The organism is Streptomyces phaeoluteigriseus (assembly GCF_001896135.2).
Lineage (GTDB): Bacteria > Actinomycetota > Actinomycetes > Streptomycetales > Streptomycetaceae > Streptomyces > Streptomyces phaeoluteigriseus.
The window spans coordinates 173,268-187,096 of the sequence record NZ_MPOH02000019.1 but is presented as its reverse complement, the minus strand read 5'-3'; the positions used below and the strand labels follow the sequence as shown (position 1 = coordinate 187,096).

Annotated in this window: 8 protein-coding genes and 1 pseudogene; 6 read left to right on the top strand and 3 right to left on the bottom strand. The window is 70.4% G+C overall.

The features are described 5' to 3' along the window. Positions 1-33: 33 nt before the first annotated feature. Positions 34-2,325 (bottom strand): hypothetical protein, encoded by a 2,292-nt coding sequence (locus BM536_RS30395; protein WP_073496599.1) that lies wholly within the window; start codon positions 2,323-2,325, stop codon positions 34-36. A gap of 12 nt (positions 2,326-2,337) precedes the next feature. Beyond that, on the bottom strand, positions 2,338-2,817 hold the full coding sequence (locus BM536_RS30390; RefSeq protein ID WP_073496601.1) for a hypothetical protein: 480 nt from the start codon (positions 2,815-2,817) through the stop codon (positions 2,338-2,340). A 588-nt stretch (positions 2,818-3,405) separates the two neighbouring features. Between BM536_RS30390 and BM536_RS30385 the strand changes: the two are divergent. The 6 genes and pseudogenes from BM536_RS30385 to BM536_RS30360 all read left to right on the top strand — a co-directional run bounded on the left by BM536_RS30385 (position 3,406) and on the right by BM536_RS30360 (position 11,297). Next, positions 3,406-4,280: pseudogene (locus BM536_RS30385) on the top strand (LLM class flavin-dependent oxidoreductase). A 14-nt stretch (positions 4,281-4,294) separates the two neighbouring features. Continuing rightward, on the top strand, positions 4,295-5,107 hold the full coding sequence (locus BM536_RS30380) for a methyltransferase domain-containing protein (RefSeq protein ID WP_094103910.1): 813 nt from the start codon (positions 4,295-4,297) through the stop codon (positions 5,105-5,107). Positions 5,108-6,115: 1,008 nt separating this feature from the next. Beyond that, a complete protein-coding gene (locus BM536_RS30375; protein WP_073498796.1) occupies positions 6,116-6,889 on the top strand; it encodes an isoprenyl transferase in 774 nt (257 codons plus the stop codon). 427 nt (positions 6,890-7,316) lie between these two features. Continuing rightward, on the top strand, positions 7,317-8,642 hold the full coding sequence (gene phoH2, locus BM536_RS30370) for an RNA 5'-3' helicase PhoH2 (RefSeq protein ID WP_073498798.1): 1,326 nt from the start codon (positions 7,317-7,319) through the stop codon (positions 8,640-8,642). 407 nt (positions 8,643-9,049) lie between these two features. Next, a complete protein-coding gene (locus BM536_RS30365) occupies positions 9,050-9,736 on the top strand; it encodes an aggregation-promoting factor C-terminal-like domain-containing protein (RefSeq protein ID WP_211362978.1) in 687 nt (228 codons plus the stop codon). Positions 9,737-9,872: 136 nt separating this feature from the next. Beyond that, positions 9,873-11,297 (top strand): AI-2E family transporter, encoded by a 1,425-nt coding sequence (locus tag BM536_RS30360; RefSeq protein WP_094103750.1) that lies wholly within the window; start codon positions 9,873-9,875, stop codon positions 11,295-11,297. Between the two features lie 267 nt (positions 11,298-11,564). Here BM536_RS30360 and BM536_RS30355 read toward each other — a convergent pair whose 3' ends face one another. Beyond that, the gene (locus BM536_RS30355) at positions 11,565-13,817 is read right to left on the bottom strand and encodes an ABC transporter permease (protein WP_245873920.1); all 2,253 of its coding nucleotides are present in this window, start codon (positions 13,815-13,817) and stop codon (positions 11,565-11,567) included. Positions 13,818-13,829 lie beyond the last annotated feature (12 nt).

Genomic DNA, 13,829 nt, shown 5'->3' with positions numbered 1-13,829 from the left:
TGCCGAGGGCCGGGGATGTCCTTCCAGGAAAGCTCACTGCGACACCTTCTCCGCGTTCGAGATGGCATCTTTTCCATCCCCATACGAACCTTCGATCTGCCGGTTGAGATCGAGTATCTCCACCTGAGTCATACCGATTTGATTGGCGTAGTTGTAGACGGGTAGCCAGGCGCCATGTTCTCCGACGGCCTCCAAACCCTGGACCGTCCTCAGCGCCTCCGCATCGTTCTTGTATGCGCTGTCCTCCAGATACTGTGTGGTGTGGTTGCCGTAGGCCGTGCTGACTACGGAGGCGCCTGTTCCCAGCAGGACCGGAACGGCGGTCGTTGCCACGATGCCGGCGGCAGGGCCGAGGACCAATGCCGTGCCCCCGGCGGCGACCGCCGTGACGACACCAGTCATCAATGTCTTGCGCCACTCGCCCTGTTTGCCCATCTCCAGGTTCTTGGCGGTCTCGTCGTTCTTGAAGTCCTCGCGGATCTGGTGGGCTCGCGACTCATCGAGGATTCCGTTGGCCTTGGCCGAGTTGTGGGCGAAGGCGAGTCCGTCGTCGCGGTTGTCCTCGTGGGAGGCGAGCCCGCTAGCCGTATAAACCTGCTGGGCGGCGGACATGGTCTTGTAACCTTCTTCGTCCCCGGCGACCAGCATCATGAAGTTTCGCGCATCCGCAGTCTCGAAGGCCCGACGCTCCCAACCGTCGCTGCTGTCACCGAAGATCCGGCCACGGCCCAGCTCATCGCCCGTATTACCCCAATCCATGAGCGAGTAGTTGAGGTCGTCGATGTACGCCGCGCCCATGCGGGCCAGACTGTCCTTCATGATCTCGGGCGGCGGTCCGCCTTCGGAGGCGACGTTGTAACGCAGAACCACCTTCTCCATAATTTCCCAAGTTTTTTCATCGCGCCGCAACACCGGCGGATCCGCATCCCAAGCCGCCCCCGTCGTCGCGGCCTCCAGCGCGTGACCGAGAGCGTCGGGGCCCATCTCGCGCGCGTGCTTCGCCCCCTCACCGCCGGCGTGGGCGAGGCTGTCCGGGGCCCATTCGAAGTCCGTCCTGTTCAACTCGGCGAAGTAGAAGTCGGCTTCGAGCGTCGCGTTCCTGTCGACCGTGCCGTCCTCCCTGTAGACGGTCGGCGCGTCGGTGAAGAACCTCTTCGCGGCTTCGGGGCTGTGGCCGAGGCCTTCCAGGACGCTGGTCAGCGGGTCGTAGCCGGCGCCGTTCCTTCCCGACGGGTTGAAGCCCCAGTCGAGGTCGGATCCGGCGGCCATGGGCTTGTTGCCCATGAACCGGTAGGGATCCTTGCGATGCAGCTGAACGATGTGCTCCGCGATGGGGTTGATGAACCGCGCGTCGTAGTTGCCGTAGCGCAGCATTCCGCCCAGGAGTTGGTAGCCGTACGGGGCGCTGCCCGCGGGATAGAGCGGGATCTGCTGCGTGCCCAGCTTCCGGAACTCCGAGGTCCAGCTTGCCGGCAGGTGCGACCTGTTGTCCGGGTCGGTCGCCGATGCCAGGGCCAGGCCCATGTTCTTCTGGAGCTGCCGGACGAGGGCGAGCCGGTCCTTGTCGTCCCCGATCGTGCCGTCCAACGACATGCGGCCGTAGAACTCCAGCGCGTCCATCGGGCCGCCGAGCGACTTGTAGAAGTCCGTCGAGAAATCCGAGTCCCTGGCGTTGAACTTCATGATGGAGTTCAGTTCAAGGTACTGCTTGTCACTCATCTCGGGGCCGAGCTTGGCCAGTTCGGCCGCCCGCTCGGCCTGGGCGTCGTCGAGGGACTCGTACGAGCTGTGGCCGGCATTGTGGGCGTCGTTGCCGTGGCTCTTGTTCAGTGCGCGGGCGACGGATACGTCGATCTCGGCGGCGTGGGCGAGGATGCGGTTGATCCGGCCGGCCAGTTCGTCCCTGGCCGTGTTCTCCTCCGTGGTGCGCACGTCCGTATCGCCCCGGATGTGCGGGTAGACGCAGTGCACGGTGCCGTCACCGTAGTCCTGGACGCTGATGCCCCACTTCTGCGCTTCAGCCTGGGCGGCTCGGATCTGTTTCTGCAGCGAGACGAGTTCGGTGTGGGCGTCGTCGAGGACGTGATGGATGCTGTCGGCCTCGGCGTGCAGGTCGGCGATCTCCTTCGCCGTCTCCGCGACGAACCCCCGGGTGACCGTGGCGTTCACCCCCGCCCAGCGTGCCGCGTCCGACTTCGCCAGCATGCCTGTACGGGCATTCTCGGCGAGCGTCTTCAGCCCTTTGACGGTGCTGCCCCAGTCGGTGACGGCCGAGCCCAGTCTGCCCAGATCGACCTCGATGAGGTCCGCGTATGTGAGCGCCACAGATTCGTCCCTCTACTGGAAGTACTTGCTCAGAACCGACACAGATAGGGCGCCGCCGTCGATTGCCGCGGTTTGGGCGGCGATCTTCGCGTCATCCTCGGCGTGCAGCTTCTTGGTGAAGTCGAGGTGGTTGGAGATGTGCGCGCACGCCTGGAGTACCGACTTCGCCTGGGAGGTCCAGATCTCCACCGTCTTGGTCAGCCCGGCGCCCATGGCGAAGCCGTGGGACGTGAGTGAACTCGCCGCCTGGGCAGTGGATCCCTCGCCGCTCTTGTCGGCGCCCGCGCCCGCGATGTCCGCTGCCGTGCGCAGGGCGTCCCACAGCAGGTAGGCGTCGTGGCCGACCGCGCCCAGGTCGTCCTGAGACACCACCAGGTCACCGGCTCCGCCGCTCGCACCCTGGTCCACCGGTAGCTGGTTGAGTCGCATCCGCGCATGGCCGCCCGGTTCCCCCGCGGCGGCCTTGACCTGCTCCCACTCCTCCCACGCCATGCGTGGAACCTCCTCGTGACCCGTCGTACTGCTTCTGTTCGGTGCTCCTGGCAGGGTGGGGTGTGTGAGTTCTTCGGGCACACGGGCGCACGGCCGCACCAGGAGATTGGCGTGAAGCAGGTGCCTCGACGGCCGGGAGTACGACAGCCCTTGCGTCTGTCGACAGCTGTGGCATCCCGTTGTCGTCCTCGGGCGAGGCGCCCGCCGATCGGGTGTCAGCCGATTCCGGCGCCGCGTCGAGCAGGCGGGACAGGCCATGACGACGCCGTTCGCCCTCGCCCGGTTACGCAACACGCCCGTAGAGCCAAGTACGAACACCCGATGTCCCACCGATGACTGTAGCCACAAACAGTCACACCGCGGAGCGGCCCGTCGCACAGAGTGGCCGGATCCATCTCGAACTCGGCTCAACCTCCTTCGAACTCGGCTCAACCGCTCTCGAACTCAACTCTGACCACCACCCCCCACCCGCACCCCCCACCCCCGCCATGACCCCCGCAGCCCCACGCCCCCACGCCCCCCGAGCCGTCGACTCGGCGACGCCGTAAAGGGGTTGTCCGGGCGGGAGCACCCGGATAGGAAGGGATCATGACCGAACTCGGCGCCATCTTCCGCCCACAGTTGCCCCCGGAGCGGCTCCGCACGATCGCCCGACTGGCCGATGCCACCGGCCTGGACGAGCTGTGGGTCTTCGAGGACTGCTTCCGTGAGGCCGGGATCTCGGCCGCCGCGGCCGCGCTCGCCTGGACCGAGCGGGTCCGGATCGTGTCGGCCTGCTGCCGGTCCCGCTGCGCAACGTCGCCGTCACCGCGATGGAGGCCGCCACCCTGCACCGGATGTTCCCCGGCCGTGTCAGCCTCGGCATCGGCCATGGCGTCCAGGACTGGATGGGCCAGGTCGGCGCCCGCCCCGCCTCCCCGCTGACCCTGCTGCGCGAGTACACCCTCGCCCTGCGCGGCCTGTTGAACGGAGAGCGGATCACGACCCAGGGGCGGTACGTCACCCTGGACGACGTCGCCCTGGACTGGCCGCCGCAGGGCGGGGCCGAGGTGCTGGTCGGCGGGATCGGCCCGCGCACCCTGCGGCTGTCCGGCGAGGTCGCGGACGGCACGGTCCTCAACGAGTCCTTCTCGCCGGAGGGCGTACGCGCAGCACGTGAGCTGGTGCGGGAGGGCAGGGCCGCGGCCGGCCGGGACGCCGCCGCGCACAAGCTCGTCGTCTATCTCTTCGCCGCCACGGGGGAGGACGCCGCCGCCCGCCTCCAGCGCGAACTGGTCACGACCGGCCTCACCGACGTGCCGGGCCTCGGTGTCGCCGGTGACGCGGCCGAGGTCGCCGAGCGGGTCCAGCGGTACGCCGAGGCGGGCGCCGACACGGTCGTCCTCCTCCCGACCGCCGACGAACCCGACCCCGAGGGCTTCATCCGCTTCGTGGGCGACGACGTACGCCCGCTGGTGAAGTGACGGTGGCGGCCGCGGTGAGCGCCCAGCAGCCGTCGCGGGACGGCGACGACCGGCCCCGCGGCTTCGAGGACCTCGTCGCCGAGGGCGCGGCCGTGCCCACCGAGGGGTGGGACTTCTCCTGGTTCGAGGGGCGGGCCACCGAGGCGCGGCCCTCCTGGGGGTACGCGGTGTCCCTCGCCGAACGCCTCGCCGGTGCCCGCGCCGCCCTCGACGTCCAGACCGGGGGAGGGGAGGTCCTGGACTTCGCCCTCGGCCGGGCCGCCCCGAAGGCACCCGTCCTCGCCGTCGCGACCGAGGGCTGGCCGGCGAACGTCGCCAAGGCCACCGCCCTGCTGCGCCCGCGCGGGATCGCGGTGGTCGCCGTCGCGGAGGACGAGCCCCTGCCCTTCGCGGACGCCGCCTTCGACCTCGTCTCCAGCCGGCATCCGGTACGGCCGCCGTGGGCCGAGATCGCGCGCGTCCTCGAACCGGGCGGCACCTACTTCGCCCAACACGTCGGTCCGCGCAGCGTCTTCGAGCTGGTCGAGTACTTCCTCGGGCCGCTGCCCGACGAGGTGAGCGCCGTCCGCCACCCGGACCGTGAACGCGCCGACGCCGAGGCGGCCGGGCTGGAGATCGTCGGACTGCGCGCGGAACGGCTGCGCGTCGAGTTCCACGACATCGCCGCCGTCGTCCACTTCCTGCGCAAGGTGGTGTGGATGGTGCCGGGCTTCACCGTGGACCGGTACGAGGAACAACTCCGTTCCCTGCACGAGCGGATCGAGTCCGAAGGCCCCTTCCTGGCCCACAGCACCCGCCACCTCGTCGAGGCCCGCAGACCGGCCTGACGGCATCCCCGACCCCAAGAGGCCTCTCCTCGGGCCGATTTGGCCAGGAACCGCCGTCCGCGCTGCGGCACACCCGCCTCACGCCGGCCGCTCCCCGAGGACGCGCGGCCGACGCCGGAGCCGCAGGAGGACCGGGCCCGTCCCCGCGGCGACGGGCCGAGCCCACTTTGCGTCCGTCGACCCCGCGAACCCGCCCGAACGCCGACCGCCCCACCGGACACATCCAGACATACGCCCTGGAGAAGTGGGGGATTTCCGGCATAGCAGAGCATCCGACCCGTCATCTCCACAGGGTTTCCACATCGTTATCGCGGTTGGTCCGGACCCCCTTCGCGGGTCCGGTAAATTCATGGTCAGGCAATTCGCGCCAGCAAAGCTGCGCGGGCGTCACCGCGCGGTGGAGGGGGCTGCGCGGTGACGTGCCGCGTCAAGTGGACGCACGGGTGGGGTAGTCCATCGGGGGGATGGGCGGGCAGTTGCCCGACAGGGGCTCAACCGGCGCGAAAACCTCCGCTTCCACCGGTGTCCGGCCCCGTCCGCCTGGGATTCCGCCGCCTTTCGGCCATGAACCACCTGTGAATCCCACCCGGAACCACCACCGCCCCGTCGCCGGACGGCTGCGGAGAGTAATTGTGGTGCGCCAATGCACGCAGCATCCCTCACGAAGGGTTATGGTGGAAACCCCCCCTCGGGCCGGTCCGTATCCCCCCCACGGACGGCCGTTTTTTTGTTGCCGCACAGGGCCCCGTAAAGGACCCCGCCCAGGGCCCCGCGCAGGGCCCCGCCCAGGGTCCAGCCCGAGGCGCCGCCCCCCGGCAGGCGCTCCCGCCCCCCCCGACGACGCCGGAAAAGCCCCGCACCCCCACCGTGCGGCGGAAGCACCCGAAAGCACCGGGCGTACCCCACTCCGCTGCGGACGCGCCCCCACCCCACCCGCCGCCCACGGCTCTCGTGGGGGTAGGCTGCCGCCCGCGGGGACCGCCACCGCATGGAGGGGCTGACATTCACGTGAACCTGCGCGACAAGCTGCGCGGCCTGCTGGTGAGGCTGTACGCGCGCCGGGTGGAAGGCCACCTGGACCACGCTCAGGTGCCCAAGCACATCGGCGTGATCATGGACGGCAACCGACGCTGGGCGAAGGCCGCGGGTTCCACCACCGTGCACGGCCACCGGGCGGGCGCCGAGAAGATCGAGGAGTTCCTCGGCTGGTGCTCCGAGACGGACGTCGGCGTCGTCACGCTCTGGCTGCTCTCCACGGACAACTTCGACCGCGCCGAGGAAGAGCTGGTCCCCCTTCTCGGCATCATCGAGGACGTCGTCCGCACCCTCGCCGCCGACGGCCGCTGGCGTGTGCACCACGTCGGCACGCCCGACCTCCTCCCGGCCGGCATGCAGCGCACGCTGAAGGAGGCCGAGGAGACCACCGCCGACATCGACGGGATACTCGTCAACGTCGCCATCGGCTACGGCGGCCGCCAGGAGATCGCCGACGCGGTCCGCTCGATGATCCTCGACGCCCAGGACAAGGGCGTGTCGATGGAGGACCTCGCGGAGTCCGTCGACATCGACATGATCGGCCGTCACCTCTACACAGGCGCCCAGCCCGACCCCGACCTCGTGATCCGCACGAGTGGCGAACAGCGGCTGTCCGGATTCATGCTGTGGCAGACCGCTCACTCCGAGTACCACTTCTGCGACGTGTTCTGGCCCGCCTTCCGCAAGGTCGACTTCCTGCGAGCCCTGCGCGACTACGAGGCCCGGCACCGGCGTTTCGGCGGCTGACCACACCAAGGACACGACGGCCGGCCGTACGCACCTGACGGCCGGCCGCACCGTCTCCCCCACGACGCAGCCGTCTCCGGCCCGTTCCGGTCACCCCGGGCCCCACGCCTCCGCGCCACCGTCGAACTTCCCGGAGTACCCCGCTGGGGGGCACGTAACGAGGAGTTCATCGGCACGCCGTCATATGCCGTGGCATGGCGGCGCGTCTTCGAGGGCATAACCCAAGCAGGTCGACGCCCGAACCACGGGTGTCGGATCTCAGCGGACGGCACGGGGCCGTCCGCCCGGGAGGCCCTTTGCACCAGCCCGATCGTGCGGTCCGCACGGAGGCGGCGGAGGGCCGGTTTTCGGCCCGTGCAGGCGGTCGACTTCCGGTCCAGCTCCACTCCGTCGCTCCCCGACCTCATCCGAGGGGGTACGTCCTTCCGTGGTGACCAGCACAAAGCGCCATAAGCCCGACCGGCGCACTTACGTTCTCGACACCAGCGTCCTGCTGGCCGACCCGCACGCCATGAACCGCTTCGACGAGCACGAGGTCGTGCTCCCCATCGTCGTGGTCACCGAGCTGGAGGCCAAGCGGCACCATCCCGAACTCGGCTACTTCGCCCGGCAGGCCCTGCGCCTGCTCGACGACTACCGGGTGAAGTTCGGCCGCCTCGACGCCCCCATCCCGATCGGGGAGCTGGGCGGGACCATCCGTGTCGAGCTCAACCACTCGGACCCCAGCGTGCTGCCCACCGGCTACCGCCTGGGGGACAACGACTCACGCATCCTCGCGGTCGCCCGCAACCTGCAGGCCGAGGGGTTCGACGTCACCGTCGTGTCGAAGGACCTCCCGCTGAGGATCAAGGCGTCCTCCGTGGGTCTGCTCGCCGAGGAGTACCGGGCCGAACTGGCCATCACGGACTCCTCCGGCTGGACCGGAATGTCCGAGCTGACACTCCCCGGCGAACAGGTGGACATCCTCTTCGAGGAAGGACATGTGTACGTCCCGGAAGCCGCCGAACTCCCCGTGCACACGGGCCTGACCATCCAGTCCGAGCGCGGCAGGGCGCTCGGCCGGGTCACGGCCGACGGCGGTGTGCGGGTGGTGCGCGGCGACCGGGAGGTGTTCGGCATCAAGGGCCGCAGCGCCGAGCAGCGCATCGCGCTCGACCTGCTGCTCGACCCGGACATCGGGATCGTGTCGATGGGCGGCCGGGCCGGCACCGGCAAGTCGGCGCTCGCGCTGTGCGCGGGCCTGGAGGCGGTCCTGGAGCGCCGTCAGCACCAGAAGGTGATGGTCTTCCGCCCGTTGTACGCGGTGGGCGGGCAGGAGCTGGGCTATCTGCCCGGCTCCGAGGCCGAGAAGATGAGCCCCTGGGCACAGGCGGTCTTCGACACGCTGTCCGCGGTCACCAGCCGCGAGGTCATCGAGGAGGTCACCGCCCGCGGCATGCTGGAGGTCCTGCCGCTCACCCACATCCGCGGCCGCTCGCTGCACGACGCGTTCGTGATCGTGGACGAGGCGCAGTCGCTGGAGCGGAATGTCCTGCTGACCGTTCTGTCCCGGATCGGCGCCAATTCGCGGGTCGTTCTGACCCACGATGTCGCGCAGAGGGACAATCTGCGGGTCGGCCGCTACGACGGTGTCGTCGCCGTCGTGGAGAAACTGAAGGGGCATCCGCTTTTCGCGCACGTCACCCTCAACCGGTCCGAAAGGTCCCAGATCGCGGCCCTGGTGACCGAAATGCTGGAGGAAGGACACAACTGACCGGACCGCCCCGTTTCGCGGGCCGTATCAGGTAGTTGGCGCCGCTCGGCAAAGGCTGTGAGCCTAGTCGGGCGGCGCCTTCGTGTGTGGGCGAACGATGAAATACCCGGGGCGAAACGGGATGTGAGCTTTCACACGCAACTCGGAATTGCCAGTGGGCGTCGGTTACGGCAGAGTCTCCTTCCTGTCAGGCCCCGCATACGACACACGTGTATCCCCAGCGATACGACACCACATCAACTCCATAGCTTCGTCGTATGCCGCCCGCGCACCACGCGGCGCTCCCGAGCAGGGAGTTGCCCACCGGGCCCGCGCCTCCCGTGACCCCGCAGTTGGGAGGCCAGTGTTCAGGGGCACGATTGCGTCCGCCAGGGTCACCGAAGCGGGCGATGCTGGAAGGAAACCGTGTGAGCCGGATCTCGGTCCGGGGATTCGCAGTGGCTTCGGCCACCGCGGTCACCGCCGTCGGAAGCGTCGTCGGTGTTGCCTCGGGCAGCACCGCGCAGCCGAACGACGCGGAAGCGACGGTAAGCGACTCGACGACGCTCCTCGCAGACATCCCCGTGGGTCAGCAGGCCCAGGTGCAGACCGCTTCCCTGACGCAGCAGGCCAGTGTCCAGGCCATCGCCGCTGACGAGGGCGCCAAGAAGGACGCCGAGGAGTCGGCCCGCAAGGCCGCGGCCAAGACCGCGATCGCGAAGAAGGAGGCCGCGGAGAAGGCGGCCGCCGACGCCAAGGAACGCGCCGAGGTCAAGGCCGCCGCGAGCCGCAGCTCCGCCGACTTCCCGGTCCAGAACTCCTACACCATCGCCCAGATCCAGGCCATGGCGAAGCAGATGGTGCCGAGCGGCCAGTGGCAGTGCTTCAGCAACATCGTGGACCACGAGTCCAGCTGGAACTACCGGGCCGTCAACCCCTCCTCGGGCGCCTACGGTCTCTTCCAGGCGCTGCCCGCCGGCAAGTACGTGTCCGCGGGCGCCGACTGGCAGACCAACCCGGCCACCCAGATCAAGTGGGGCCTGAACTACATGAACGACCGCTACGGCAGCCCGTGTGACGCCTGGTCGTTCTGGCAGTCCAACCACTGGTACTAGGCCCGCCGCCCAGCACCGACAGCTCAACCCCGCGCAGCCCCTCCCCGTCCTAGGGGGAGGGGCTTTCGCCCTGTACGGTCTATGCCGACGGCTCCAGGGGTGAGTGGTGGGGAGAGACGGGGGAAGAGGGCGGATCATGTCGCGAGTGCCAAGGTGGCTCGGCCGGGTGGGTGCCGGTCTGACCAAGATGGGACAGCGGCTCGACGAGCGTCGGGCCGAGACCGACCGGGAGAGCGGCGCCGGGCCGGAGCCGGCGGTGCCCGAGATGCCGGCGGCGCCCGCCGGGGAACTCCCGCCTCCCTCGCCGCGCCCGGACCCCGCGCAGGTCGTGCCCTGGGGTGTCCGGGTCGCCGCCGAGGCGGGCTGGCGCCTGCTGGTGCTGGCCGGGACCGTCTGGGTCCTGATGAAGATCATCAGCGCCGTCCAACTCGTCGTGCTGGCCTTCGTGGTGTCCCTGCTGCTCACCGCGCTCCTCGAACCCACCGTGGCCCGGCTCAAGCGGCTGGGCGTGCCCCGCGGGCCCGCGACCGCGCTGACGGGGATCCTCGGGTTCGTGGTCATCGGCCTGATGGGCTGGTTCGTGACCTGGCAGGTCATGGAGAACATCGACAACCTCTCCGACCAGGTCCAGGACGGCATCGACGACCTGCGTCGCTGGCTGCTCAACAGCCCCTTCCACGTCACCGACAAGCAGATCAACGGCATCGCCAAGAACCTGCGCGAGGCGGTCGGCGCCAACACCGACGAGATCACCTCCGCGGGCCTGGAGGGCGTCACCGTCGTCGTGGAGGCCCTCGCCGGCATCCTGCTGGCGTTCTTCTCGACGCTGTTCCTGCTCTACGACGGCAAGCGCATCTGGCAGTGGACCCTCAAGCTGGTCCCCGCCGCCGCCCGGCCGGGCGTCGCGGGCGCCGGTCCGCGGGCCTGGGCGACGCTCACGGCGTACGTGCGCGGCACGGTGCTGGTGGCGTTGATCGACGCCATCTTCATCGGCCTCGGCATCTACTTCCTCGACGTGCCCATGGCCGTACCGCTGGCCGTGTTCATCTTCCTGTTCTCCTTCATCCCGCTGGTCGGCGCGGTCGCCTCCGGGGCGCTGGCCGTGGTCGTCGCCCTGGTCACCCAGGGCGTCTTCACCGCGGTGATGACCCTGGCGGTCGTGCTGGCCGTGCAGCAGATCGAGGGGCACATCCTCCAGCCGTTCATCCTCGGCCGCGCCGTGCGCGTCCACCCGCTCGCCGTGGTCCTCGCGGTGGCCTCCGGCGGCATGGTGGCCGGCATCGGTGGCGCGGTGGTCGCCGTACCGCTGGTGGCGGTGACGAACACGGTGGTGGGCTACCTGTACGCGTACTCGAGGGAACCGGCCCTGCTGACGGCATCGAAGCCGAGGGGCACGACGGCGCTCGACGCGGCTCCGGTACGACAGCCGGCCCGTGCGGCGGTCGAGGACGAGGCCGTTGAGGCCGACAGCGGGGGCCCGGGGACGGAAACCCCCCGGGACGGGACGGGGAGGGGCGACGGGGGCGAGGAACGACCGGGCCCCGCCCACCCCGAGGGGTGAACGGGGCGGGCACGGCGGCGCGTTCCGTCCGCCGCCCGGCGCACCGTCATCGGGCCGTGCGCACGGCCGGCACCGTCATCGCGCCGCTCGGCACGAGCGCCGTCAGCGGACGCTCCCGCCGACCGGTGGGCGCCGGCCCCGGCAGGGCGCCGCTCCCCACCGAGCAGCTCGTGCCGGCTCCCGGACGCGGCGTAGGCCGCCGGGACGGACACGCCCTGCCCGAAGGGGCGTACGGCGTCCGCGGGTGGCCCGCCCGCTCCACCGTGCTCACTCGGTGCGCAGGCCTTCCGGCCGCATCAGCCGCAGCAGCGGTGGCAGGCTCAGCAGTGTCACCGCCAGGACGACCCCGGCGCCGGTGCCGGTCATGGCCAGCACGCTCGCCCAGTCCACGCCCACCGGTGTGTCCGACATCCGCAGCAGCACCCCGCCCAGCGTGATGCCCACCACCGAGGCCAGCAGCAGACCGAGCGCGATCGGGATCGCCGTCTGCCACAGCACCGACATGGTCAGCGTGCGGCGGCGGGTGCCGAAGGCGACCAGCGCCGACAGCAGCTTGCGGCGTTCGCGCAACTGCTCCAGCTGCGACACCAGCAGGCTCGCCCCGATCAGCAGCAGCACACAGACGGCGCCGACGAGCAGCCCCGTGCGCAGCGAGTCGTACCTCGCGGAGGTCCTGGTGGCCGTCCAGTTGGTCGGATCGGCCAGCGGGTCCACGCGGGCGGCGGTGTTGCGGACGTGGTCGGAGGCGTCCGGCACCGACTCGTCGACCGAGAGGTACAGCTCTCCTCTGACGGTCCTCGCGACATCCTCCGGCATCGCGGCCGGAGTCATCAGGAAGCCGCCGCGCCGGCTGCCGGCCGGGTCCGTGATCGAGCGGGCCGTGCCGACGCCCGCCGGGACGGTCCAGGTGACCTCGGCGACGTCGCCGCGGCCGTAGGACTCCAGGTACAGCTTCCTGCCCGGCCGGTTCAGCGCCGGCCCGTCGACGGAGTACTCGGCGCCCTCCAGGACGAACAGGTCGCCGTTCGCGCAGGACGGCAGCTTCGCCACCTCGCGCAGGGCCGCGCAGTCGCCGACGGTCAGCTCGGTGGACAGGCCCGGGCCGGTCTCGGTGTCCCACGAGGTGTCACCGAGGTAGCCCTCCCACAGGGCCGTGACCTTGCGTACGCCCTTGGTGTCGGCGAACTGCTGGACGGTCGCGGCCATCGGGACGCCGTCCGGGAGACCCACCTGCATCTGCGCCCGGCGGACATCCTGGCCGGTCTCCTGCGTGTACTGGCCGTCGACGCCGGCGAACAGCATCTGGAGCGCGATCGCCCCGGCCACCGCCACCGCGATGCCGTTGACCATCCGGGCCGCCGTACCACTGCTCAGCTGGAGTCGCCGGACGGCCAGTTGCCAGGCGACGCCACCGGCACCGAGGCGGCCGACGACCGTCTCCACCAGCCACGGCAGCAGTGCGGTGATCCCGACGAGCAGCAGCAGGACGCCACCGACCACCAGGTACTGGTTGAAGTCGCCGTTGTCGCGGCCCTGGCCGACCATCGGGTAGAGCATCGCGAGGCCGGCCACCGGCAGCAGCAGCCGCCACCACAGCCGGCGCCGCGCGGGCTTCGCCGCGCGCACCACGCCGAGCGGCTCGATCACGACACCGCGCAGCGCGAGCAGCGTGACCAGTACGGCGGCGCTCGGCACCGCCACCGCGACCAGCGCGGCCAGCGCGGGGGACGGGTCGAGATAGCTGGGCCACACGCTCACGCCCATCAGCTCGACCGAGCCCGCCACCTGGCGTCCGATCAGGAAGAACCCGGTGCCGAGGGCCAGGCCGAGCAGTGCGCCGGCCAGGGCCTCGCCCGCCGCGACACGCCGGGTCATCCGGCTGTCGGAGCCCACCAGCCGCAGGGCCGCGAGCCGGCGGTCGCGCCGCTCGCCGCCGAACCGCACGGCCGCCGCGATGAACACCGCGACCGGCATCAGCAGCGCCACGATCACGACGATGTTCAGCAGGACCAGTACCGGGTCGGGTTCCTCGGTGGTCGGGTTCGGGTCGCCGAACTCCGTCAGCCGGGCCGTCTGCGAGCCGTCGACGCGCGCGGCGAGCCCCGATCCGCCCGCGTAGTAGGCGAGTTCCTGCGAGCCGACCAGCCCGCTCTCCCCGATGTCCCCGATGATCCGGTACGGCAGCCGCTCCCGCAGCAGGGCCGAACCGTCCGCGGCGAGCAGCTTCCTCAGCGCGGGCGAGACGACCATCTCGCCCGGGCCCGGGAACCGGCTCACGCCGGGCGGCAGCGGCGCCCGCGGCCCCTCCGGCTCCATCAGCCGCCCGCGCACGTCCTTGTCCCGGAACGTCGTGTCGACGTCGGAGATCACCAGGGTGTCGTCCGCCTTGGGCGGCTCGGTCAGGTCGTACGTGTAGTCCATGCGGGCCTGCTCGCGGTCGTGCCGCGCGGACAGCACGTTCGGCAGCGCGGTCGACAGCAGGAGCAGCGCCACGCCGAACCCCACGCCGACGGCCGTCAGCCCGGTCGAGCT

Excerpts from the sequence above, each read along its gene's own strand:
- BM536_RS30390 (WP_073496601.1), bottom strand. The coding sequence starts at position 2,817 with ATGGCGTGGGAGGAGTGGGAGCAGGTCAAGGCCGCCGCGGGGGAACCG.
- BM536_RS30360 (WP_094103750.1), top strand. The coding sequence starts at position 9,873 with ATGTCGCGAGTGCCAAGGTGGCTCGGCCGGGTGGGTGCCGGTCTGACC.